The following is a 22550-nucleotide window of genomic DNA, read 5'->3' as shown; positions in this document are numbered from 1 at the left end:
GTCAGAACCCCAGCTGCAGATCGTCGGGCCGCCCGGAGGCGGCATCGAGGCCATAGACGGTGCGCGCGGTGCCGAGCGCCTGCACCCGGTCCATTGCTTGGGCGGAGGCGGCCTGATCGCCATCGTCCTCGCCGAGGCCGAGTGGGTCTGCGATCTCGGGCTCCACCACAACGGCGGGCTCGATCTCATGCGCGGGATGGCGGGCCTGCTCGAGGCCGCCGGCATCGGCGCCCTCATCGGTGTCGTTGCTGTTGGCTAGGCGCATATCGGCGCTGCGGACCTGTCCGGCCCAGTCGTCGGGGCGGGCGGCAGGAAGATCGCGATAGCCGGCACCATTCAGCGTCGGCGCGGGGAGCACGCGCTCGGTGTATCGGTGATCCTCGTAGTAGCGCAGCTTCTTCGCGCGGATCGGTGGATGCCCCGAGATCAGCACCAGCTCGTCAGTCGGCGCGAGCTGCATCACTTCGCCAGGGGTCAGCAGCGCCCGCGCGGTCTCCTGCCGGCTGACCATGACATGTGCGAGCCAGGGCGCGAGCCGGTGGCCAGCATAGTTGCGCATCGCCCGCTGCTCGGTGGCGGTGCCAAGTGCGTCCGAAATCCGCTTCGCCGTCCGTTCGTCGTTGGTCGCGAAGGCGATGCGGACATGGCAGTTGTCGAGGATGGCGTTATGCTCGCCATAAGCCTTCTCGATCTGGTTGAGGCTCTGCGCGATCAGGAAGGCGCGCACCCCATAGCCGGCGAGGAAGGCGAGGCTCGTCTCGAAGAAGTCCAGCCGCCCCAGCGCCGGAAACTCGTCCAGCATCATCAGCAGGCGGTGGCGCGGCGCGGACATCGGACGCCTCACGCTGCCACCGGACGCGGACCGGCGATGCTGGGAAGCTCCTCGGTCAGGCGTCGGCCGATCTGGTTGAGGATGAGGCGGATCAGCGGCTTGGTGCGGCTGATGTCGGACGGCGGCACGACGAGGTAAAGCGATACGGGGTGGGCCGCCTCGACCAAATCGGCAATGCGCCAGTCGGACGCCGCGGTGACCGCCGCCACGGTCGGATCGCGGTAGAGGCCGAGGAACGACATCGCGGTCGACAGCACGCCCGAACGCTCATTCTCGCTCTTGTTGAGCAGCTCGCGGGCGGCCGACGCGACGACCGGGTGAACCTGCGGCGCGTCCTCGGTACCGAGATGGTTGGTCGCCATCATCCGGCGCAGGGTCGCGGCGAACGAGCGCTGCGGGTCGGACAGGAAGGTCGCGACACGGGCGAGCGTCTTCTCTTCCTCGGCGTAGAGAACATGAAGGATTGCGCCGACCAGCAGCGAGTGGCTGGTTTTTTCCCAGTGGTTTCGACGCTCCAGCGCTCCTTCCGGATCGACCAGAATGTCGGCGATGTTCTGAACGTCGCGGACTTCGTTCACCCCGCGCCGCACTTCGAGCAGCGGATTGTAGCGGGCCGAGCGGGTGTCGGTCGGGTTGAACAACAGGCAGTGCGAGAAGCGCGCGCGCCAGCCGGCGGTCAGCTGCCAGTTTTCGCCCTTGATGTCGTGGACGACCGTCGAGCCGGTCCAGCTGAGCAGCGTCGGCAAGACCAGGCCGACGCCCTTGCCCGAGCGGGTCGGCGCGAACGCCATGACATGGTCGGGGCCGTCGTGGCGGAGGTCGCGCGTGCCGAGCCGGCCCAGGGCGACGCCGCGATCATCAAACAGCCTGGCGGCGGCGATGTCGCGATTGGTCGCCCAGCGCGCGGAGCCGTAGGTGGTTACATTGTGCGACTGCCGGGCGCGCCAGAGCGACCCGAAGATCGCGGCAGCGCAGCCGATGAAGCCGCCGGTCGCGGCGATCGCGCCGGCCTCGTCGAAAATGATCGGGGCATAGGCATCGAACGAGAACCACCATGGGAAGATCGACCAGGGGTGGTAGACTGGCTGGCCGAAGGCGACGAACCAGGGCGACCCGAGTTCCGGCTGGTAGGCGAGTTTCGCCGCGGCCCACTGCGTCGCCGTCCAGATGCTTGCGACGATGATCGCGAGCACCACGAGGATCTGGCCGATGAGAAGCTTGGTCGGTGTCATGCGGGCTCCGCCCGCGTGCCGACGTCAGTGTCTGCGGGCTCGGTCCCAAGGTCTCAAAAGCCTGCGATCGGCGGCAGTGACCCGCTGGGGACCGGAGGCGCCTTCTTGGGGTCTGCCGAATTGTCCACTCCGATGGGTGGATGCGGCTTGGCCAGCCGTCGACGAAAAACGAAGTCGCCACGATCGCAGCGTTACCCAAAGCCGCGCTTCGATTGTCGCTGTGGGCCATTGGGGCGGATAATCTGCCCGGGAATGGGGGCAACATGATCCGGACACTCGCAGCGGCACTGGCAACCAGCACTTGTATCGTGGCGCTTGCCACGCCCGCAGCAGCGCAGACGCGCGAGTATAATATCCCGGCCGGATCGCTGAAATCAGCGCTCGACGCCTACGTGCGCCAGTCAGGACGCCAAGTCGTCTATCGCGCCGACGAGGTCCGCTCCGCCCGTTCCCCAGGTGCCCGAGGACCGCTGTCCGCGGAGGCAGCTCTGACCGAGTTGCTCGCCGGCAGCGGCTTCACCACGCGGGTCGACGGCAATCTGGTTGCGATCGTGAAAGCGGGAAACGGCGACACCGCCAAGTCGGTGACAACATCAGCGGAGGAGGGCGATAGCGCGTCGCAGGAGATCATCGTCACCGGCACCAATATCCGCGGGGTCGTCAATCAAACCCAGGCCGTTCGCTCACTTGGAACGAGGTACCTAGATGACACGGGGTATGCCACTGCGGAGGAAGTGGTCGATTCAATTCCGCAAAATTTTGGCGGGGGCCAAGAAGGGTTCAGCGAGGATGGGATTTTCGGGACAGGTGCGTCTGTCGCGACGAACTTTACATACGGTTCCGCGATAAATCTTCGTGGTCTCGGAAATCTGTCAACATTGACCTTGGTAAATGGCCACCGGCTTGCCGCCTCCGGGTTTGGGCAGGCCGTCGATATCTCCCAACTCCCGCTAGCCTTGATCGAGCGCATCGACGTCCTCGCAGATGGCTCATCGGCGATATATGGAGCTGACGCTGTTGCTGGCGTCGTGAACTTCGTCCTGAAATCCGACTACTCCGGGGCCGAAACTAGGCTGAGAACCGGTTTCGCTGAAGGCGGCGGGCGGAGTGAGTTCCTCGGGTCGCAACTCGTAGGGGCAAACTGGGCAACGGGCAATGTCACCGTATCGGGCCAATACCAGTGGCAGTCCCCTCTCTATGCAGAAGACAGGAGGGAGGCTTCCGGCGTCCGCCTCCCCACAGATTTGCTGCCGAAAACCGAGAGCTACGGAGGATCGGTTACGATAAGGCAAGACCTTCTTGCCGGTGTTCGGTTTCGCGGCAATGTCTTCTATTCGCACAAAGATCTGTTTCGAACGCTCACCACTTTGGCTGGAAGAAAAACCGAAAATAGCCCTACATCCGAACTCCTAACCTATGGAGGAGGACTGACAATCAAGCTTGGCGGCTCGTGGACGCTTGAACCTTATGCCCAGCACAGCCAGCAGCACCTGTCGAATTACACCGTCCAGACAAACCTCAATGCCGCCCCCCGGAACGGCGATCAGTTTACGCGACTCAACCAGGATACAGCCGATCTGACGCTGCGTGGAAATCTGTTCAGCTGGGGAACGAAGGACGTGTCGATCGCGATCGGCGGTTCTTATCGAGGCGAACATTTTCATCAGCTGGCTCGGGCAATTGGCCTGACGAGTCCGAATATTGACCGAGGAACAGACCGAAAGGTTTATTCTAGTTTTGCAGAGGTTTACGTCCCACTCGTCAACGAAGACGACGGAATTTCATTTATTCGAGCGTTCGACATCTCAGCGGCTGCGCGAATTGATGACTACTCGGACTTCGGTTCTGTCACGAGTCCACGCATCGGCGTCCGTTGGGCGCCGGTTGATGGCCTGAACATCCGAGGCGCATACAGCGAGGCCTTCCGCGCACCTTCTCCGTCGGAACTGTTCAACAGCGATGTAAGTGCAAACCTCCTCATTGATCGCGCCACCGCACCTTCTGGTACCGGTTTGGTGCCGTTCTATCTTCTCACCGGCGGAAACGATCAGCTTCGGCCTGAACGGGCGCGGACGATCTCGCTCGGTGTCGACTATTCGCCTGAATGGATCAGCGGTGCGAAATTTTCGGCCTCCTACTATAATGTTCGATACCGTGATCGGATTGTGATCCCATCCGTCGGGGTCGGTGTGCTAACGCAGCGAGCAGCTTTTGGCGCACTCGTTTCCGACCTGTCGAACGACGCGGCCGCCGTGGCTTACTTAAACGCTGCGCGTGCAAATGGTGTGAACGTCTTCGATCTGACGCCAGGCGCAACTGGAGCGACCGGTGTAAGATACATTGTGGACGGCCGGATCCAGAACGCGCAGCTGGTCAAACAGTCAGGAATCGATTTCGCCGCGAGCTATTCCAACGGGCCGTTTAGCCTCGACGTCGACGCCAGCTTCATCTTGGGGATTGACACTTCCTATGTCGTTGGAACGTCCACTGATCTGGTTGATACGTTTGGAAATCCGGTAGATTTTCGCCTTCGAACTCAGGCGAGTTGGCACGGTGCGTGGTGGAATCTGAGCGGCGCCGTCAACTACGTCGACAGCTATACAAACTCGCAGCTGACAACGGAGCCGAAGATTGGCTCCTGGACGACCGTCGATCTTCGAGCGGGCATAGACCTGTCCGAGGTCACTTCAGACCGCTTCGGCAAGGGTTTCCAGGTTTCCTTCGCCGTGTCCAATATCCTGAATCAGCGCGCGCCATTCGTGACGCCATTCGCCTCCCTTTACCCGGTCAGTTATGATCCGACCAACGCCAGCCCAATCGGTCGCACCTTCTCATTGGAGTTGCGAAAGACATGGTGATCCCAACTGGCGTGATCTTTCGGCGCCGCGCTCATAGGTTCTATCTTGTCAGCTGCTGTGCACTATTATTGACCGCTCCTGCTCTAGCTGCGGGAGACAGTTGTGGGTTGACCTTGGAAAAGGCGTTTGAAACTGCGCGCATTCTCGCCGCGGAGGAAAACGGAGGGATTGCCTATTCTCGCTCCGGTGAATTGTATGCATTCGGTTTGGTGCGGGGCGACGTGCAACGTGATGGTGTCGTCGTCGAAATCTTTGCTGGAAGCTTGCGAGACACGACACGGCTCAAACCGCGCTTAATCAAGTCGCTATTCACACGCGGATGGGGACCGGACGTCAATGGCCGAGGCAATTTGGCGGGCCTCACTTTTGGTTTTCCGCCAAACGCATTGCGCTGGCTCGACGAGTCATCGGTCGCCTTTTTTTGGCAAGATGAAAGCGAAAACCGTCAGATATTCAAATTGGATGTGATTGACGGAGCACTGACGAAACTTACGCGCAGCGAAGGCGACGCAACGTTTTTTGGTGTCGGTCCTGCAGGGGAAATCGTATTCCGTGCCAAGCGGCCGACGATTCTGGATAGAGCTAATACCAACCAACAGGGCATGGTCCTGGAACCTAGCGATGCGCTGGGGCTGCTCTACGGCTCTGCCAACCAAAGCCGACTTTCGATCGATTGGGGAAACGAAGATTGGTATGTTGCTAAGCCGGGGCAGCCAGCGAAGAAAGTCTCGCTGACCGGTGCGGGTGCCACGCGCATCGGTGCCATCACCCCGCCCAGCTTTTCACACGATGGGCGTTGGGCGATCGTCGAGGCAAATCCCAGCTCGATTCCGTTTGCCTGGTCGGCCTATGACTCGCCTACAATCCAAAGCCAGGTTGAGGAAAATAGCCGAAATCCTGACGCGCTAAATGCGCGATTGCTGATGCAGCAGTATGTAATCGATTTGCGCGACGGGTCTGGACGACCCCTCATTGAAGCCCCGTTCAACAATGTCTCGTCCGCCTTGCCTCCTGCTTGGTCGCCAGACAACCACCATGTCTTGGTCGACAGGACATTCCTCCCACTCGAGATTCAAAGTCCCGCTGGAATGGCTGGCCGGGCCGTGGCCGTCGTTGACGTGGCCACGGGCTCGACGATTGAGTTGGAGTTAACCAATGACGAGCGCCAGAAGCTTTCGGCGAAGCGGTGGGTCTCTGAAGACCGTATCGAGCTGTCAATTCAAAATCGCCGCATCGTCTTTGGACGTGATGCCGTTGGCGGATGGATCAGAACAAGTGAAGCTTCAGCACCCAATTCCAGCGCTGAAGGCGACGATGGAGCGCTAGCCTTCGTCCAGGACCTCAATCATCCGCCCGGCTTATATCTCAAGCTAAACGGCGGGCGTTCGAGACTCTTGTTTCAGACAAATCAGGCTCTCGTCTCCTCACAGTGCTTGGGACGGGTCGAGGCAATCACATGGTCGGATGCCGAGGGACGCGCGTGGCGAGGCAAGCTATTCTATCCCGTGGGCTTTGACCCGGCGCGCCGATACCCGCTCGTTATCCAGACCAACGCCGCAGACCTCTCCCTTGAAACCTTTGATATTTACGGAAAGGACGATCCCGGCCTAGGGCCGGGAAACCAGCCATTCATAGCGCAGACTTTGGCTGGACGCGGAATAATGGTGCTCGAAGGCGGTCGACCGGTCACTCCTCGGTCAATGGACGGGGTAAAGCGGCTCTCACAGGCTCAAAGTTATGTTCGAGGTTATGAAGGAGCTGCTCGAGAGCTGATAGCACGCGGCATCGTCCAGGCAGATCGGGTCGGCCTTATTGGGTTCAGCAATCGCGGTTGGCAGGTCGAATACGCGCTCTCCTATTCGGATTTCCCGTGGGCGGCCGCGATCGTCAGTGACAACATCACCGGTGGCTACTTGGACGCTGCGCTGTCGAATTGGAGCTATGCTCATGGCGAGGATCTCGTCGGCGATAAACCGTTCGGAACTGGCTGGAAGGCGTGGCTCGAGAATTCCCCTACATTTGCTGCCGAACGGGTCAGGACGCCGCTTCTCCGTATGGTGACTGGAAGTATTTCAAACGTCGCCAACGTTATCGGAGGACCGTGGGAAACGTATAGCAGGTTGCGCTACCTGAACATTCCCGTCGAGCTATACTTGGCGCCCCGCTTCGATCGGGGTGCTCACAACCTGCAAAACCCTTCGCAAGTGCTCGACGTCCAGCGCCGCGCGCTAGACTGGTGGCTATTTTGGTTGAAAGACGCGCCACCGGAGGTCGGCTCTACAGCAGCGAGTTGGCGGCATATGCGCGGTGAACTTGAGACGTTAAGGTCCCAACCTCGACCACCCCGTCTGGAATGGTCGGCAAGACCAAGATAGAGCTGTTTGCTCTGTGATTAACTACTCCGCACGATCGGCTTGGTAACGCTACTGACTTGAAATCTTCACGCTGTCGTCGTCGCGTTCAATCCTCAGGCCGTAGGCGTCGCGCAACAGGCGCGTGAAGGAGTCCACGCTCGACGCCTGGAACGAGCCGCCGATCGGAATCTGTCCGGCAGCGGCATCGGTGACGACAAGCCTGGTGCGGTTGTAGCGGTTGAACTCGGCGACGACGTCGGTGAGCGGCGCCTGGTCGAAGCTCAGCATGCCGTCGCGCCAGGCAAGCGCATCCGCGACCCGTTCCTCGGACCTGGCGGCGATCAGCGTCGATGTCCCCCGCGAGATCGCGGTATCGCCGGCCGTGATGATCGCGGCATGCGCCATCGTGCCTTCGCCATCGTCCACTCGGACGCGGCCCTCCAGCACATTGACCGTCACGCGATCCTTGTCGCGGCGGACGGAGAATTTCGTTCCGAGCACGGTGATCGTCTGGCGGCCGGCATGGACCACGAACGGCTCGCCGTCGTGGTGCGCGACCTCGAAGAAGGCTTCGCCGGAGTCCAGCCAGACCTCGCGCTTGCTCTTGCCGACGGCCGTGCGCAGCACCGTCTGCGTGTTCAGCTCGACCTTACTGCCGTCGACCAGAGGCACCACGCGACGCCCGCCGATCGGCGTATCGAAGCGGGCCTGCTGCACCTGCAGCGCGGGTTGATCGAAGAATTTGGGAGCGACCGACAATCCGCCGATGCCGACGGCCGCAACTAGGCTGGCTGCGATCGCCGCCGGCCACCATTTGCGGCGGGGCTCGCGACCGTCGACCCGGTCGTCGTGGTCGATCCCCAGCGAGCGGATGCGATCCGCCTGCTGCCAGAGATGGTCAGCGCGCCAGAAGGCCGCCTTGTGCGCCATGGACTCCTCGAGCCAGGCATCGAGATCGACCTGCTCGTCCTCGGTCCAGTCCGGCGCGTTGCGGCGGATCAGCCAGTCGAGCGCCCGGTCCTCGATCGCTTCCTGGCGCCTCATGGCAGCACCTCACGATCCGCGCGACGTGGATAGCGCTTACGCACGATCCTGCCCGAGCCGCCCGCCATATGGTCGAACAGCGCCTTCATCCCGAGCTTGATCTGGCGCCGGACGGTCTCGACCGAGACGCCCAGCGACGCCGCCGCCTCGCGGTCGGTCATCCCGTCGACCTTCTGCAGCAGGATGATCTCGCGGCACTTGGGCGGCAGCTTGTCGATCCCTTCCTTCGCGAGGCGCAGCTCGTCGCGCGCGGTAAGCGCCCGCTCGGCCTCGAACATGTCGATGTCGTGGTGAACGGCATCGAGGTCGGCCATCGTATCGATCGGGACGATCCGCGCCCGCTTGGCATTGTTGATCAGGTGATTGCGCGCGACCGTATAGACATAGGCGCGCGCATTGAGCGGCAGCGCGCGGCGCGCGCCGATCAGCGAATGCTCGTAAATGTCCTGCCTCAGTTCAGCCACGTCTTCGGGCACCCTCCAGTTGCGACGGATGTAGGACGTCAACGCCCGCTCGAGAGGAAGCACCTCCCGCACGAACCAGGCATTGAGCTCGTCATCGTCGATCATTCAGGCGGGGTGAACCTCGCTGCAATTGTCCGAAGTGGGCATGACAGTCCGCACCGGGACAATTGGTAACGCGAAATTTGGCTACCCACGCATTTTTTCGCCGGCCCTGTTCGATCCTTGGGGATGGGCCAGGCGACTGCCCGGTTAGACCGGCGGCGCTTGCATTTGGGTAACGCGCCGCCGGGGAGGGTTTCGCGCCGGAACGGATCGATCGGCACGTTACCCATTTCCGCGCCCCGCCTTGTCATAGTCGCGAACGGGGCAGGATGATCAACCGACCGGCGAAGGGGGCCCGGGCTCGCGGCATGCCGCGGCAGGAGGTCTGCACATGGCTGGAAGAGCCCGGCTATGGAACGAGTGCGCGCTCAATCTGCTGGACGACATCGTCCGCGCGATCCGCGACACCGAGGATCGCGCCCAGCTTCGCGCGGTGACGCGCGCGTTCGCGGACGATCTGGGTTGCCGCTACTTCGCGATCCTGACGCACGAGGACCTGCGTTCGCCGAAGCCCGGGACGGTCGACCTGCGCGACTATGCGGACGGGGCCACCCGCCGCATCATCGCCGAAGGCCGCTATCGCCGCGATCCGGTCATGCGCGGCTGCCTGTTCGCCGAGGCCGCGTTCCTGTGGTCGAACCTGCCCGCCATCATCGAGCTGGATCGCCATGACCGACTTGCCCTGGAGCTCGGCCGGCGCGAGGGACTGAACGAGGGGATCACCGTCCCCTGTGCCAGGCTCGGCGCCTGCTTCGGGTCCTGCACCTTTGCCGGCTTGAAGCGCGTCCGTAGCGCCGAAATGCTGCTCGGACCCGCACAGACGTTCGGCACCTTCGCCTTCCAGCAGGCCCGCCGGTTTGCCGGCCCGGCGCAGCGCGGTCCGCTGCCGAGGCTCGAGCCGCGCCACCGCGACTGCATCCTGCTCGCCGGACAGGGCCTGAAGGACAAGCTCATCGCCCATCGCCTCGGCCTGACCGTCCGCACCGTCGAGAGCTACATGCGCGATGCGCGTCGCCTGTTCGGGGCGAGCGACCGCACCGAATTGCTGGCCGCGGCGATCCTCGCCGGCGAGATCGCGACGGACGAATTGCGGCCGTCAAGGACCGTGGATTCCGGGCGCTAAAGCTGACGGTCCAAAGCTGCTTCCTCTCGCGGCGCATCAAGCCACGGGAGCAGCACATGATCCTCACCATCGAGAACTACCCCAGGAGCGCGCACCAGGCGGCGCTCGAAACCATGTTCGCCGACCGCAAGGCGCAGTTCGTCGACTTCTTCGACTGGGACGTCCCCGTCGTCGACGGCCGCTTCGAGGTCGACCAGTTCGACACCGCCGACGCCGTCTATATCGTCGCGATCGACGATGGCGGGCGGCACGAGGCGTCGCTGCGCATGCTGCCGAGCTGGCGGCCGCACCTGTTGGGAGAGGTCTTTCCGCACCTCTGCGTCGCGGGCGTTCCGGCCGGAACGACGACGTGGGAGAGCACGCGCCTCTGCCTGCCGAGCCGCCACGGCGCCGCCCGAAGGAAGGAGCTGCGAAGCGAACTGATCTCGGCGATGGCCGACTTCGCGCTCGCGCGGGGGATCGAGCACATCACCGGCGTCATCCCCGAGGGCTTCCGGCGCGAGGTGCTGGCCATGGGCTGGCGCGCCGAGCCGCTCGGCCCCGCCGTCCGCATCGCCGGCGGCCCGATCGGCGCGTTCCGCATCGAGGTCACATCCGACATCCGCGAGCGGCTCGCCTGGACCAGCACCTATGTCGGCCCGCTGGAGCTGGCGGCATGAGCGTGGCCGTCGACATCGCCGCAGGCGATCTCTCGCGAGACGGCCTGTGCGTGCTACGCGGCGCACTCGATCCCGCCGCGATCGGCGCGCTGGCCGCCGACCTCGCCCCATCCTTCGCTCTGACCCCGATGTGCCGGGGCGTCTTCTATGGGCATCGCACCCGGCGTTTCGGCGCGCTGCTGCGCCGGTCGTCCCATGCCGAGGCGCTGGTTCGCCACCCCCCGGTGCTGGCGATCGTCGAACGCATGCTGCTGCCCTGGTGCGAGCGGATCGCGCTCAACCTCACGCAGGCCGTCGAGATCCACCCCGGCGCGCCAGCGCAACTGCCCCATCGCGACCAGGACATGTGGGCCGGCCCCAAGGGCAGCATGGAATATCTCGTCAACGTGATGTGGCCGATCGACCCGTTCACGCGGTCAAATGGCGGGACGCGGCTGTGGCCCGGCAGCCATGTCGACCAGGACGTCGCCGAGCTGCCCGAGGACGACGCGGTCGTCCCCGGGCTGGCGCCGGGCGATGCGCTGCTGTTTCTCGGCTCGACCCTGCATGGCGGTGGCGGCAACCTATCGGGCGCGCCGCGCCGCGGCGTGATCGTCAGCTATTGCCTCGGCTGGCTGAAGCCCTTCGAGCTGCAATGGCTGGTATATCCGCCGGCGATCGCGCGGCACTTCTCGCCCGAGCTGGCGGCGCTGGTCGGTTATGCGCAGCACCGGCCGAATCTCGGCAATGTCGAAGGGCAATGCCCGTCGATCCTGCTTGGGGAGTCGGTTCCCGAATATCTCGGCGCGATCGACGCGCTGCGTCCCGACCAGGAAGCGCAGGCCGCCGCCTTTCTCGCGGATCGGCGGGACTGATGCCGATGTCCGGGCTTCCCGACTGGCGGGACACGGTTACCTACGCGGCCGTGCTCGCCGGCGGGCGGCCAGCGCTCGCCTGGGAATTGCTGCGGCGCGATCCGGCCTATCGCTCCTATTTCAGCGCTGTGCGGGGCGACGATGCCGGTGCTCATTTCGCCGCGCGGTGGGGGCTGCACTTTCCCGGCTGATCCCACGCTCGACTGTGCCCATGCCGTGCCCATCTGGACAGCGGCCGCGAACCCGCGCCTGCTGGCGGTGGTGTCGGCGCGGTCGGGTCCGGCGCTCGATCTCGCACGGATAGGGCACCGCGGGATTCGGGTCGCGGATCGACGGCATGTGCTGCTCGACCTTCCGGGCGGAACATTGCAGCTGGAGGGACTTTCTGGCGCGCTCGACGACGGTCCGCGCCGGGTCGCGGCGCTGATCGACTATGGTCGCATCCTCGAAGCCCAGCTAGACTCGGCCCGCCGCCTCGATGCCTTCCTGCATGGTCGAGCGCTTCCATCTGGTTTGGGGAGGCGGTTCGGCAGATTGGTGGAAGCGCTCCGGGTCGGCGACGCGATCGCCTCGGGCGCCAGCCAGCGGGCGATCGGCCTCGGCATTTACGGCGGCGACTGGCCCGGAGACGGCGAGCATCTGAAATCGCGCGTGCGCAGGATGATCCCGCTCGCCGCCGCGCTGATCCGGGCAGGTCCGCGCGGCGTCCTGGCGGAGCGAATCTAGGATTTGGGTGCGTTGGCGACCAGCGCGAGCGCGTCGATCGCCAAGGCCGTCGCCACGTCGATGAACTCGAAGATGTCGAGCCGACGCTCGCCGGTCTCGTAGCGCGAGACATATTGCTGCGGCTTGCCGAGCTTCTCCGCCACGGCCTGCTGTGTCAGCGCCTGTTGCTTGCGGGCTTCGATCAGTTGCTCGATCACCCAGCGATAGCGACTATCGTGGATGCCTCGCGCCACCAGTCCCTCACATCAAATTGATGTGAGACCGTGACTTCCGCTGTCTCTTACACCAACTTGATGTATAGGATGCGTGGCCGCCGGTCGGCTATTACGCAAAGCGAGGGCAATGTCTTCGGATCCTCTCGATACTCTCGCGCCGTCGGGCGAAACCGTCTTCGACTATGATCGGCGGCATCTGCTCACCTATGCCGAGCTGCTCGACGCCGAGAAGGACGGCATCCCCTGGCAGGACGGCGCGCTCGAAATCCTCGGCATCGATCCGGTGACGGATGCAAGCCGCGCCCAGGCCTGCTGGGACAGTCATCTCGCGCGGGCGCGATGGATCACCGGTGCCGGACTGCGCATTGCGATCGCCGCCTTCGGCGAACAAGCCCGCGCGGCGTCGCATCGGCGGCGATAGCGACGACGCGCCGCGGGTCAGTCGATCGGCCGGCCTGCCAGGCGGACCTCGCGAACGGTCGGACTCCCGGCGACCCTCGCCGCGATGCGCTCGCCCGCGACCGACGACGTGCCGTCCAGCTCGATTGCGATCGGACGCGAGGGCACCAGCGTGAAGATTTCAAGTCAGTAGCGTTACCAAAAGCCGCCACCGGATTGTCGCTCACTCCCAATGGGGCGGATAATCTGCCCGGAAATGGGGGCAACATGATCCGGACACTCGCGGCGGCACTGGCAACCGGCACTTGTATCGTGGCGCTTGCCACGCCCGCGGCGGCGCAGACGCGCGAGTACAACATCCCAGCCGGATCTCTGAAGTCGGCGCTCGACGCCTACGTCCGCCAGTCCGGACGGCAAATCGTTTATCGCGCCGATGAGGTCCGCTCAGCCCGTTCTCCGGGTGCCCGCGGACAACTGTCCGCCGAGGCAGCTCTGGCCAATCTGCTCGCCGACAGCGGTTTCACCACGCGCGCCGATGGCAATCTGGTGGCGATTGTGAAATCGTCGGGAAACGCATCCGTCGCCGCTAATCAGGCGGCATCAAATGGGGAGGATGACGCACAAAACGGCGACGGGCAGGAGATTGTCGTCACCGGCTCAAACATTCGGGGTGTCGTACCGGCCGGTTCGCCACTCACTACCTACACCAGGGAGGAGATCACACGCTCGGGCGTAGCCACGATAGGCCAGTTTCTAAAGAAACTCCCGGAGAATGCTGCGACCATCGACGAGTCCACGATATTCGCGAACACCGGCGATACCGGCATCACGGGCAACAACACGCGTGGAACATCGATCAACCTGCACGGCCAAGGAGCAGGCTCGACGCTTGTTCTGGTAAACGGTCATCGCTTGGCTCCATCCGGAGCCGATGGTTCGTCAACCGATATTTCCTTGATCCCGTTGGCCGTGGTCGAGCGAGTAGATGTTCTCGCGGATGGTGCGTCGGCTGTTTACGGCGCAGACGCTGTCGCGGGAGTTGTGAACTTTCGACTACGGCGAAATTTCGAAGGCGCGGAGTCCTCTGCACGATACGGCTTCAGCAGGGACGGCGGCGGCGAAGAATGGTCACTGAGCCAACTCGCGGGCACCGTTTGGACAGATGGCGGCATTCTGGGCTCTTATGAGCATTACGAGCAGAGCCCAATCCTTACTAGTCAAAGAGACTTCATTCCGGCCCAGCCCGGTAAATTCCAGATTGGCCCTCAGCAGAATCGCGACAGCCTTTATCTCTTTGCTCACCAAGCGGTTGGCCCGGTCGCGCTCACTCTGGATGGCTACTATAGCAAGCGGAAATATCGTCAGGACTCATTCTTACTGGTGCAGAGCGAAGACGTCGGATCGTCAGAGGTTTACGGCGGAACGTTTGGGGCGGAATTGAGCCTCGGCGCAACCTGGAGCACGAAGGCCAGCCTCGAGTTCGCTCGCAACGATGAAAATCGAACTACATCATCCACGGGACTCACGACGGTCGTCAGCAACCGCGGCGAAATACTCTCCGGGAATATTTCGTTGGATGGTTCGCTGGCCAACCTGCCAGGTGGCGATCTAAAGCTCGCTGCCGGGGCAACGGTTCGTAGTGAACGCTTTCGCAACATCGATGGCGATTTGAAACGCACCGTCCTGGGATTCTATGGGGAGGCCTTTATTCCACTCGTGGGCGAGGATAATACGCTCCCCATAGTTCGCCGTCTCGAAATTTCCTTGGCGGGGCGCTACGACAAATACGAAGGAGCTGGATCAGATTTCAGCCCGAAGCTTGGGATTCATTGGGAGCCCATCACAGGTTTCGAGCTCAGATCCAGCTATTCCGAGGCATTCAGGGCACCGCCGCTAGGTCAGCTCGCGGATGATGCCCAGGAATACTTCGTTTTCCCGCTGCCCAACGCAGCAGACCCGAACGGGATTACGAACACCATTTTCCCGTCGGCGCCGGGAAATCCCGGCCTGCGGCCTGAGCGGTCCAAGTCGTTCACCGTTGGCTTCGACCTTAAGCCGGTTGTGCTGAACGGCTTCAGGTTCTCAGGAACCTACTTTTCTATCCGTTATCGAGACCGCATCGCTCGCCCCCCGGTTGTCGGTAGCCTGCTCGACGTCTACTCCCAGCTCGCGACCCTGGGTCCATTCATTGATTTCTCGCCTTCGCCAGCGGAGGTGGCAGCGATCTATGCGGGGCCGTTCGTAAACCCGTTCGATATCGGCCAGCAGGACGTCGAGGCGATTTTCGACTACCGGCTACAAAATGTCGCCGCCACCTTCACGGACGGTTTGGACTTGTCCGCCTCTTATACGCATTCGTCGGAATCGCACCAGATCAGCCTCTTTGCATCAGCGACTAGATTGATGAATCTGGACTTTCGGTCGGCCCCAGGCGGTCCCAAGTCGACCTTGCTCGGGACCGTCTACAATCCACCCAAGTGGCGCGCGCGCGCAGGGGCAACCTGGAGCAGCCGTGAGTTTGAGCTTGGAGGGAATGTAAATTACACCGGCCCGTATCGAAATGAGCTGGTCTCGCCAAGTGAACCGGTTTCCAGCTATGTCACGGTCGATGCGCAGGTCGCCTACACGTTCGGAAGTGATAGCGGCCCATTACATGGGCTCAAGCTCGGCGCCGTTGTAGAGAACCTCTTCGATCGGAACCCTCCAAGCGTCCGATATCCCGCTTCTACGATCGTGTATAATCTGGGATACGACCCAGTGAACGCCTCGGCGCGAGGGCGCTTCATTTCTTTTCGCATCACGAAATCATGGTGAGCGCTGGCATCCGCCATATCAGGACGTCGTGGCTCATTTACGCAGCGATCGGCATCACGGCCGCAATTCCGCCAGCGTGGGCGCAGCCCTCCAAATGCCCGAGGAGAAGCATCACCTTCGAAGATCAGCTGCGCTTCACCGTTTTCGGGGAATATGCGTCGGACAACTTCAAGGAAAACCCAGTCCGCTATTCTCCCGACGGGCAGTCATACTCGCTTGTAACCTATCAGGGAGACGCTGCGGCAAAGGGTGTCCGATTCACCCTTTGGGTCGGCCGGAAAAGTTCCGATGGTCTTTGGCAAAGGCCGAGTCCGCTCAAATCTCGAGTCACTTCAAGGGTGCCGGGCATTTCCAGTGTGGTGTGGTCTGCAGATAGCAAGCACATTCTATACCTCGCGAGCGACGAGAATGCCTCATCCGTCGTTGAACTCGATACACTCACCCGTGAAGAGCGCATTCTGGCGTCCAGCCCTACCCGTGTTGTCGCTTTCGCGGCCTCAGCTGATGGGAAGCGACTATTGTATGTCGCCCGGCCAACGGCCAAGCCCTTGCTGAGCGCTCGAGAGCGTCTGTCGGGAATGCTCGTAAACGGTCCGAGCCTGGCCGAACTTTTTTCCGATAGAGCCACCGACGAAGGAGCGCCTGGGACAAGCCAGCCACTCGAGGTGTGGGTCAAGGACGAAGACAAGCCGCCGCGCCTCGTAAGAGGGTTAGGCGGCACTCCGGCAGGGTTCGACCTTTCCGTATCGCCCAATGGGGCGATCGGACTGGTGCGCGTGTCGTTGTCGGAGATCCCGCGCGACTGGCTGGGGTATACGAACCCACAAATAGCGCAGGCAGCGCGCCAGGGCGGCATGATCTTCCAAAGGTTCGACAAGGTCGATCTGGAAAGCGGCGCCGCATCGCCGCTATTGAATGCGCCAACATTCGCACCGCCTGGCTCATATCAATGGGTACAAGATGGACGAGCCGTTGTGGTTGCCGGCACAATGATGCCTCTGCCTGGCGGGCAGGCTCCAGACCCGCAAGACCTGAGCGAACCCGTTGCCGTGGAAGTTGGCATCGAGCTTCCGTATCTTAAAGTCATCGCCCGCGGAAACTGGCGGCTGGTTGCTGGTATGGGTTCTGACGACCTCACCCTAGCACGGCTGCCGCCGTGGGATTGGAGCGCACGGTCTCCGGATACCGGTGTTCGCTTCAGACGATCGCAGAAACGTTGGTTGCAAGCGGATGAAGCCGCGGTCGGCAGCCTAGCCGGCCGCACCATTCGTTTGGCGCAGGGGCAGGAGCAGCGCCCGATTCTGGTCGCTTCGGCAGCGCAACAACGAACTGCGATTTTGCTCGATCCGAATGGGTATCTCGACTGCGTAAGGATGGATCATGTTGAAAACATCCATTGGGATGTCGGCAACGGTGCGCGGATGCAAGGGGGCCTATTCTACCCACCGGGATTCCGTCCCGGCACTCGCTACCCGCTGATCATTCAGACCCATGGATGGAATCCTCAGCGCTTCACGCTTTCGGGCGCGGCCGAGAATATATTCACCGCCCGGCTGTTGGCTGCCCAAGGGTTTGTCGTTGCCCAGGTAGACGAACTACCATCCGCGTTGGACACCACCGAAGCAGAGGGCAGGTACGCAAGTGCGGCCTTCGATGCCTTGGTCGTCGACCTGTCGCGCCGGCACATCATCGACCCGAGCAACGTAGGGATCATTGGCTACAGTCGCACCGGCTATCATGTGCGCTACGCGTTGACGAACGGTGCAACCAATTATCGTGCTGCTGCCATAATCGACGGCATGGATGCTGGGTATTTCCAGTATGCAGCATCCGCCGGCGGACGGATCGACCTGCTGCAAAGAACGTTCGAGACGATGAACGGCGGTTCCGCCTTTCAGAGCCCCGAAAAATGGGTCGCAACAAATCCCAGCTTCAACCTGGCGAAGGTACGCGCGCCGGTACGTCTGGTTGGACTTATGCCGGGTAGCCTCCTGTTCAACTGGGAATGGTTCGCCGGCCTCAAGGCCTTGGACAAGGATGTCGAGTTCATTTGGGCTCCCGATGGCGGCCATGATCCCCTAAACCCTGAGACCCGCGGGATGGTGCAACTGGGCACGGCCGAATGGCTTCGTCGTCAGATGATGCCTGAGAAGCCGCCTCTTGCGCCGTCGCAATGAAGTCTCTGATCACGTCGGCAGTTCGATTGCGACGGTTTCCTGATCGTTGTCGTCTCCAGATGTCTCCGCTCTTTCCGGCCTATCGATCGCCGCTGGCGACCTCAACGTCGGAGTGATTGGGAAGGTTATGGCGAGCGCGGCGCCCGGATGACCGGACGCGCGAGCCGGACTTATATGCCCGGCGGCTGCTAGAGGGCGGCGGCGCTAAGTCGCGTCGAAGTGAATGCCGCCCGCTGCGGGTCAGGCGATCCGCCGGCCTGCCAGGCGGACCTCGCGAACGGTCGGAGTCCCGGCGACCCTGGCCGCAATGCGCTCGCCCGCGACCGACGACGCACCATCCAGCTCGATTGCGATCGCGATCCCGGCGTCGATCCGCGACGCCTTGATCGTGACCGGGATCGACCCGTCGCGTGAGACAAGGCCGAGCACGCGGAGCAGCACTTGCGGGCAATCATCCGCCGCGACCTCGAGCAGCACGAGATCGCCGCGCGGCGTCTTGATCGGGCGAGGGTTTGTTCGGGACCGACCCGGGCGTGCCGGGCGGCTGTCTGTGTTCGTCATCGGGAAAGTCCTGGCGAGCGGGCGCCCGGATGACCGGACGCGGGAGCCGGACCTCTTATGTCCGGCGGCTGCTAAAGGGCGGCGGCGCGCTCGCGAAGGCACGGGCGACCGCCGGCGCTAAGTCGCGCCGAGATGGTAATTCGCCCTGGGATCGATCCTGCGGTCATGATGCTCGAACAACGTGCGTGATGGCACTGGTCCTCGTGCGACAGTCCTGGCGGGAATATTGGTAACGCGGGTTGCGTGCGCCTCGCGGGTCGGCGGCGATGCCTGGTCGAACGCGGAATCTGCGGTGCGCACTCTGGCGGCGCTGCGCCGCCGCCAGGGGTCGCGCGTCTGTTTGGCCCGCGTCTGCACGCTTGCGCGGCCGTGGCGCGACGGCGGCTGGCGCAGTGCTCGGGTGAACAGCGTCCCACGCTGTTCAGGTCATGCCGGGGGCATGACCGGCCCGAAGCACCGCGCGCGCACGCCGCCGCGCTGGCCGGCCGCACGCAAGGGTGCGTCTTGTCTCGCGCCTGGCGGCGCGGGGCATCGCGGCTCCGCCGCCCGCGACCGCGCTCTAGGCCGCTGCGCGGCCCCGAGCCCCCGTGCGGGGTCTCGGCCTCACGGTGACGATCGACTGGCGCGTCCGTGGTCGCCGCGTCCTGACGACGCGGCGGCGTTGTTTGTGGGCCTTCCCTCGTCGGCGGGTGTGGCCGGCGCTTCCGCCTGAGGCCCGTCGCGGCGCGCGCAACTCCGCTTCGCGGAGTGCTTCATTGCATTGCGCCCCTGCGGGTGCGCACGCCGCTGGAGCCGGGCCTCCTCCGGTCGCGTCTCGCCGCCCACCCCCGCCTCTCGGGGGAGGCCATGGGGCTTTTTGGGCGGGTGAGGAGGCTATCGTGTCCCGATCCCCGAAGCGTCGCGCCCGTGGCGAGGCTGCCGGCGACTGCGCCGAACCCCGCGGCAATCTTTATGACGAGGTGACCGCCCGCATCATCGCCGAGCTTGAGGCGGGGCGTGTCCCTTGGGTCCAGCCTTGGGGAAGTGCCGCCTGCGTCGGGCCGTCGCTCCCGCGCAACGCGCTGACCGGCCGCAGCTACTCCGGCGTCAATGTCCTGCTGCTGTGGGGCGCGGTGATCGCCCATGGCTATCCCTCGCAGAGCTGGCTCACCTTCCGGCAGGCGCGCGAGGCGGGTGGCTGTGTCATCAAGGGCGAGCGTGGCCAGACCGTGGTCTATGCCGACCGCTTCACGCCCGAGGCCGAGAAGGTCCGCGCCGCGCGCGAGGGCGGCGAGGCCAAGGCGGTGCCGTTCCTGAAACGGTTCACGGTGTTCAACATCGCGCAATGCGAGGGGCTGCGTCCCGGCCTCGCGCTTGACCCGGCCCCCTTGCCCGAGCGCGAGATCGTGCCTGTCGCCGAGGAGGTGATCGCCGCGTCGGGCGTCGAGTTTCGGATCGGCGGCGACAAGGCTTTCTATGTGCCCTCGCTCGACTTCGTGCAGGTGCCGCCGCAGCCCGCCTTCTTCGATCAGGTCAACTATTACCGGACCTGCCTTCACGAGCTGACCCACGCCACCGGCCATGCCAAGCGGCTTGGGCGCGACCTCGCCAACGCCTTCGGCTCGCCCGGCTACGCCCGCGAGGAACTGGTCGCCGAACTCGGCTCCGCCTTCCTCTGCGCCGCGCTCGGCATCGTCCCGACCGTCCGCCATGCCGACTATCTCGGCAGCTGGCTGGCCGTCCTGCGCGAGGACAATCGGGCGATCTTCCGCGCGGCGAGCGCCGCCAGCAAGGCCGCCGACTGGCTGCTCGCGCGCCATCGCGAAGCGAGCGCGGCGCAAGTGGCGGAAAGGATCGCGGCATGATCCTGCTGCCGCCCGAGCTTCGCTTCGCGCTGCGCGCGAACGACATCAACCGCCGCGCCGCCGAGACGATGGGCAAATGCTTCGACCCGGTGCCGGTCCTCAAGCTGTTCAATCCGCTGGGCACCGCGACATGGCTCGCGACCGAGCTGGCCGAGGACGGCGACACCTTGTTCGGCCTCGCCGACCTCGGCTTCGGCTGCCCCGAACTCGGGTCGTTCAGCCTGTCCGAGATCGCGGGTGTCCGGCTGCCGTTCGGGCTCGGAATCGAACGCGACCTCGGGTTCGAAAGCCGACATCGCCTGTCGATCTGGGCGGCGTGGAGCCGCCGCGCCGGGTCGATCCTCTGGGCCGAAACCCTGCTGCGCCGCGTCGCGCAGGGCGATGCCCTCGACCAGCTTCCGCCCTCGGACCTCGGGGACGGCTGACGCGGCGGCCGTTTGCCGCCGACCGAAAGCCGCTCCCGCCTTCTGGCAAGACGAACGGGAGCGGCACTCACAAGGAGTATGTGTGATGAAACTCGACTTCATCGATTCCGACAAGATGTTCATCGACAAGACCAACATGCGCTACGGCAAGAAGCTTCCCGACGTCTCCGACATCATCGCGACGGTGCGCAAGCGCGGCATCATCCAGCCGCTGATCGTCAAGCCCGCCGATGCCGATGGCCGGTCGGGCATCGTCGCGGGCGCGCGTCGCTGGACCGCCGACGCTCTGGTCCGCGCCGAAGGCATCGACCATGGGCCGCTGCCCTGCGCCATTCTCGAAGACGGCGACGACGCCGCCGCCATCGAGGCGTCGATGATCGAGAACCTCGCGCGGCTCGACCCCGACGAAGTGACTCAGTGGGAAACCTTCACCCGGCTGGTCAAGGAGGGGCGCGAGGTGGCAGACATTTCGGAGACCTTCGGGCTTCCCGAATTGATGATCCGCCGCGTGCTGGCGCTCGGCAATCTCATGCCGCGCGTCCGCGACCTCTATCGGCAGGAGAAAATCGACCGCGCCACCGTTCGCCATCTGACCATGGCGAGCAAGGCCCAGCAGCGTAGCTGGCTGGCATTGCTCGACGATCCCAACGCCTATGTCCCGACCGGGCACCAACTCAAGGCGTGGCTACTCGGCGGACAGTCGATCAGTGCGGCCCATGCGTTGTTCGACATCGACGGATACAAGGGCGCACTGGTCGCCGACTTGTTCGGCGACGACCGCTACTTCGCCGACGCCGACGCCTTCTGGACCGCGCAGAACGCGGCCATCGAGGAACGCCGCGAAGCCTATCTCGAGGCCGGATGGAGCGATGTCGTGATCGTGCCCGCGTCCGAGCGTTTCGATAGCTGGGAATATGAGAAGGCGGCGAAGCGCAAGGGCGGGCGCGTCTATGTCGATGTCCGCGCCAACGGCGAAGTCGTCTTCCACGAAGGCTATCTGACCCGTGCCGAGGCCCGCCGCGTCGCGCGCGGCGAGCCGGTCGAAAGTGGGGCGAAGCCAACGCGGCCCGAGATCACCGGCGCTTGCCAAACCTATGTCGACCTGCATCGCCATGCCGCCGTCCGGGCGGCGCTGTGCAGCCATTCAGGCGTTGCGCTGCGCTTGATGGTCGCGCACGCGATCATCGGCTCGCCGCTGTGGACCGTGCGGCGCGATGCGCAATCGACCCGCAACGACGATGTGCGCGAGAGCGTCAAAACCAGCCGTGGCGAGACGCGGTTCGACGAGCATCGCCGCGCCGTGCTGGCCGTGCTCGGACTCTCGGAGGAGGAGCCGACCGTCACCGGCGGCAATGGCGACGACCATGGCCTGTGCCAGCTGTTCCACCGGCTGCTGGAGCTTCCCGATGGCGTCGTGCTCGACATCGTCGCGGTCGCGATGGGCGAGACATTGGCGGTCGGGAGCGCCGCCGTCGATGCCGTCGGCGGCCATCTCGGCATCGACATGGCCGACTGGTGGCAGGCCGACGCCTGCCTGTTCGAGCTGGTCCGCGACCGCGAGGTGGCGCAGGCGCTGCTCGGCGAGATCGCGGGCGAGGTGGTCGCCAAGGCGAACGAAGGCGAGAAGGCCAAGACGATCAAGAAGATCGCTCGCGATCACATCGACGGCGCCAACGGGCGCGCGAAAGTGGAGCGCTGGGTGCCGCGCTGGATGCGCTTTCCGCCCGCCGCCTACACGGCGCGGGGCGGCGTCGGGAGCGTCGCTGCCGCCGCGCGCGCCATGCGGGCCGAGCCGGAACGCGAGCCGGACAAGCTCGCGGCCTGAGCAATGGCGCAGGCGGTGGAGCTACCGCCCGCGCCACCCGGC

General features: G+C 64.0%; 18 protein-coding genes and 1 pseudogene. 13 read left to right on the top strand and 6 right to left on the bottom strand.

Annotated features, from left to right (window positions below; translation table 11 throughout):
• Nucleotide 1: 1 nt before the first annotated feature.
• Nucleotides 2-2064, bottom strand: a pseudogene (locus HNP52_RS23350) (conjugal transfer protein TraG).
• Nucleotides 2065-2204: 140 nt separating this feature from the next.
• Between HNP52_RS23350 and HNP52_RS00475 the strand changes: the two are divergent.
• Together HNP52_RS00475 and HNP52_RS00470 are read left to right on the top strand one after the other, a co-directional pair.
• A complete protein-coding gene (locus HNP52_RS00475) occupies nucleotides 2205-4922 on the top strand; it encodes a TonB-dependent receptor (RefSeq protein ID WP_184160954.1) in 2718 nt (905 codons plus the stop codon).
• Nucleotides 4923-5029: 107 nt separating this feature from the next.
• Nucleotides 5030-7297: a hypothetical protein gene (locus tag HNP52_RS00470; RefSeq protein ID WP_184160951.1), complete on the top strand. Its 2268-nt coding sequence runs from the start codon at nucleotides 5030-5032 to the stop codon at nucleotides 7295-7297.
• Nucleotides 7298-7345: 48 nt separating this feature from the next.
• Here the strand turns inward: HNP52_RS00470 and HNP52_RS00465 are convergent, their stop codons facing one another.
• Nucleotides 7346-8320, bottom strand: coding sequence for a FecR domain-containing protein (locus HNP52_RS00465; protein WP_184160948.1), 975 nt, complete (start codon nucleotides 8318-8320; stop codon nucleotides 7346-7348).
• On the bottom strand, nucleotides 8317-8889 hold the full coding sequence (locus HNP52_RS00460) for an RNA polymerase sigma factor (RefSeq protein WP_184160945.1): 573 nt from the start codon (nucleotides 8887-8889) through the stop codon (nucleotides 8317-8319). Before HNP52_RS00460 ends, HNP52_RS00465 begins: the two co-directional genes overlap by 4 nt.
• Nucleotides 8890-9217: 328 nt before the next feature.
• On the opposite strand from HNP52_RS00460, the gene HNP52_RS00455 reads away from it, so the two are divergent.
• The 5 genes from HNP52_RS00455 to HNP52_RS00435 are packed head-to-tail and all read left to right on the top strand — an operon-like array spanning nucleotide 9218 to nucleotide 12248.
• Nucleotides 9218-10009 carry a LuxR family transcriptional regulator gene (locus HNP52_RS00455; RefSeq protein ID WP_184160942.1) on the top strand — a complete coding sequence of 264 codons (792 nt, stop codon included), beginning with the start codon at nucleotides 9218-9220 and terminating at the stop codon, nucleotides 10007-10009.
• Between the two features lie 56 nt (nucleotides 10010-10065).
• Complete coding sequence (locus HNP52_RS00450) at nucleotides 10066-10668, top strand: acyl-homoserine-lactone synthase (protein ID WP_184160939.1); 603 nt, start codon at nucleotides 10066-10068, stop codon at nucleotides 10666-10668.
• The gene (locus tag HNP52_RS00445; protein ID WP_184160936.1) at nucleotides 10665-11522 is read left to right on the top strand and encodes a phytanoyl-CoA dioxygenase family protein; all 858 of its coding nucleotides are present in this window, start codon (nucleotides 10665-10667) and stop codon (nucleotides 11520-11522) included. The genes HNP52_RS00450 and HNP52_RS00445 overlap by 4 nt, the downstream gene beginning before the upstream one ends.
• Before the next feature lie 5 nt (nucleotides 11523-11527).
• Nucleotides 11528-11713 carry a transcriptional regulator domain-containing protein gene (locus tag HNP52_RS00440; protein ID WP_184160933.1) on the top strand — a complete coding sequence of 62 codons (186 nt, stop codon included), beginning with the start codon at nucleotides 11528-11530 and terminating at the stop codon, nucleotides 11711-11713.
• Nucleotides 11664-12248: a DNA -binding domain-containing protein gene (locus tag HNP52_RS00435; RefSeq protein ID WP_184160930.1), complete on the top strand. Its 585-nt coding sequence runs from the start codon at nucleotides 11664-11666 to the stop codon at nucleotides 12246-12248. The genes HNP52_RS00440 and HNP52_RS00435 overlap by 50 nt, the downstream gene beginning before the upstream one ends.
• Here HNP52_RS00435 and HNP52_RS00430 read toward each other — a convergent pair.
• The gene (locus HNP52_RS00430) at nucleotides 12245-12481 is read right to left on the bottom strand and encodes a helix-turn-helix domain-containing protein (RefSeq protein WP_184160927.1); all 237 of its coding nucleotides are present in this window, start codon (nucleotides 12479-12481) and stop codon (nucleotides 12245-12247) included. The two genes, HNP52_RS00435 and HNP52_RS00430, sit on opposite strands and share 4 nt — an antisense overlap.
• A gap of 109 nt (nucleotides 12482-12590) precedes the next feature.
• On the opposite strand from HNP52_RS00430, the gene HNP52_RS00425 reads away from it, so the two are divergent.
• The gene (locus tag HNP52_RS00425) at nucleotides 12591-12884 is read left to right on the top strand and encodes a hypothetical protein (protein ID WP_184160924.1); all 294 of its coding nucleotides are present in this window, start codon (nucleotides 12591-12593) and stop codon (nucleotides 12882-12884) included.
• Between the two features lie 17 nt (nucleotides 12885-12901).
• Here HNP52_RS00425 and HNP52_RS23010 read toward each other — a convergent pair whose 3' ends face one another.
• Nucleotides 12902-13030, bottom strand: coding sequence for a hypothetical protein (locus HNP52_RS23010; protein ID WP_260395847.1), 129 nt, complete (start codon nucleotides 13028-13030; stop codon nucleotides 12902-12904).
• Nucleotides 13031-13129: 99 nt separating this feature from the next.
• On the opposite strand from HNP52_RS23010, the gene HNP52_RS00420 reads away from it, so the two are divergent.
• Nucleotides 13130-15676, top strand: coding sequence for a TonB-dependent siderophore receptor (locus HNP52_RS00420; protein ID WP_184160921.1), 2547 nt, complete (start codon nucleotides 13130-13132; stop codon nucleotides 15674-15676).
• Nucleotides 15673-17853 carry a S9 family peptidase gene (locus HNP52_RS00415; protein ID WP_184160918.1) on the top strand — a complete coding sequence of 727 codons (2181 nt, stop codon included), beginning with the start codon at nucleotides 15673-15675 and terminating at the stop codon, nucleotides 17851-17853. The genes HNP52_RS00420 and HNP52_RS00415 overlap by 4 nt, the downstream gene beginning before the upstream one ends.
• Before the next feature lie 240 nt (nucleotides 17854-18093).
• Here HNP52_RS00415 and HNP52_RS00410 read toward each other — a convergent pair whose 3' ends face one another.
• Nucleotides 18094-18414, bottom strand: coding sequence for a hypothetical protein (locus HNP52_RS00410; protein WP_184160915.1), 321 nt, complete (start codon nucleotides 18412-18414; stop codon nucleotides 18094-18096).
• An 878-nt stretch (nucleotides 18415-19292) separates the two neighbouring features.
• On the opposite strand from HNP52_RS00410, the gene HNP52_RS00405 reads away from it, so the two are divergent.
• The 3 genes from HNP52_RS00405 (at nucleotide 19293) to HNP52_RS00395 (ending at nucleotide 22508) form a co-directional block, all read left to right on the top strand.
• Nucleotides 19293-20258 (top strand): zincin-like metallopeptidase domain-containing protein, encoded by a 966-nt coding sequence (locus HNP52_RS00405; RefSeq protein WP_184160912.1) that lies wholly within the window; start codon nucleotides 19293-19295, stop codon nucleotides 20256-20258.
• Nucleotides 20255-20683, top strand: coding sequence for a DUF2958 domain-containing protein (locus HNP52_RS00400; protein ID WP_184160909.1), 429 nt, complete (start codon nucleotides 20255-20257; stop codon nucleotides 20681-20683). The genes HNP52_RS00405 and HNP52_RS00400 overlap by 4 nt, the downstream gene beginning before the upstream one ends.
• Nucleotides 20684-20768: 85 nt before the next feature.
• On the top strand, nucleotides 20769-22508 hold the full coding sequence (locus HNP52_RS00395; protein ID WP_184160906.1) for a ParB N-terminal domain-containing protein: 1740 nt from the start codon (nucleotides 20769-20771) through the stop codon (nucleotides 22506-22508).
• Nucleotides 22509-22550 lie beyond the last annotated feature (42 nt).

The organism is Sphingomonas kyeonggiensis, assembly GCF_014204495.1.
GTDB classification, from domain to species: domain Bacteria; phylum Pseudomonadota; class Alphaproteobacteria; order Sphingomonadales; family Sphingomonadaceae; genus Sphingomonas; species Sphingomonas kyeonggiensis_A.
This window is presented reverse-complemented; position numbering and strand designations above follow the sequence as displayed.

Bases quoted from the DNA above. Each gene is read 5' to 3' on its own strand.
- HNP52_RS00475 (WP_184160954.1), top strand. From the start codon at position 2,205: ATGCGGCTTGGCCAGCCGTCGACGAAAAACGAAGTCGCCACGATCGCA.
- HNP52_RS00465 (WP_184160948.1), bottom strand. From the start codon at position 8,320: ATGAGGCGCCAGGAAGCGATCGAGGACCGGGCGCTCGACTGGCTGATC.
- HNP52_RS00460 (WP_184160945.1), bottom strand. From the start codon at position 8,889: ATGATCGACGATGACGAGCTCAATGCCTGGTTCGTGCGGGAGGTGCTT.
- HNP52_RS00455 (WP_184160942.1), top strand. From the start codon at position 9,218: ATGGCTGGAAGAGCCCGGCTATGGAACGAGTGCGCGCTCAATCTGCTG.
- HNP52_RS00450 (WP_184160939.1), top strand. From the start codon at position 10,066: ATGATCCTCACCATCGAGAACTACCCCAGGAGCGCGCACCAGGCGGCG.
- HNP52_RS00445 (WP_184160936.1), top strand. From the start codon at position 10,665: ATGAGCGTGGCCGTCGACATCGCCGCAGGCGATCTCTCGCGAGACGGC.
- HNP52_RS00440 (WP_184160933.1), top strand. From the start codon at position 11,528: ATGTCCGGGCTTCCCGACTGGCGGGACACGGTTACCTACGCGGCCGTG.
- HNP52_RS00435 (WP_184160930.1), top strand. From the start codon at position 11,664: ATGCCGGTGCTCATTTCGCCGCGCGGTGGGGGCTGCACTTTCCCGGCT.
- HNP52_RS00425 (WP_184160924.1), top strand. From the start codon at position 12,591: ATGTCTTCGGATCCTCTCGATACTCTCGCGCCGTCGGGCGAAACCGTC.
- HNP52_RS00420 (WP_184160921.1), top strand. From the start codon at position 13,130: ATGATCCGGACACTCGCGGCGGCACTGGCAACCGGCACTTGTATCGTG.
- HNP52_RS00410 (WP_184160915.1), bottom strand. From the start codon at position 18,414: ATGACGAACACAGACAGCCGCCCGGCACGCCCGGGTCGGTCCCGAACA.
- HNP52_RS00400 (WP_184160909.1), top strand. From the start codon at position 20,255: ATGATCCTGCTGCCGCCCGAGCTTCGCTTCGCGCTGCGCGCGAACGAC.
- HNP52_RS00395 (WP_184160906.1), top strand. From the start codon at position 20,769: ATGAAACTCGACTTCATCGATTCCGACAAGATGTTCATCGACAAGACC.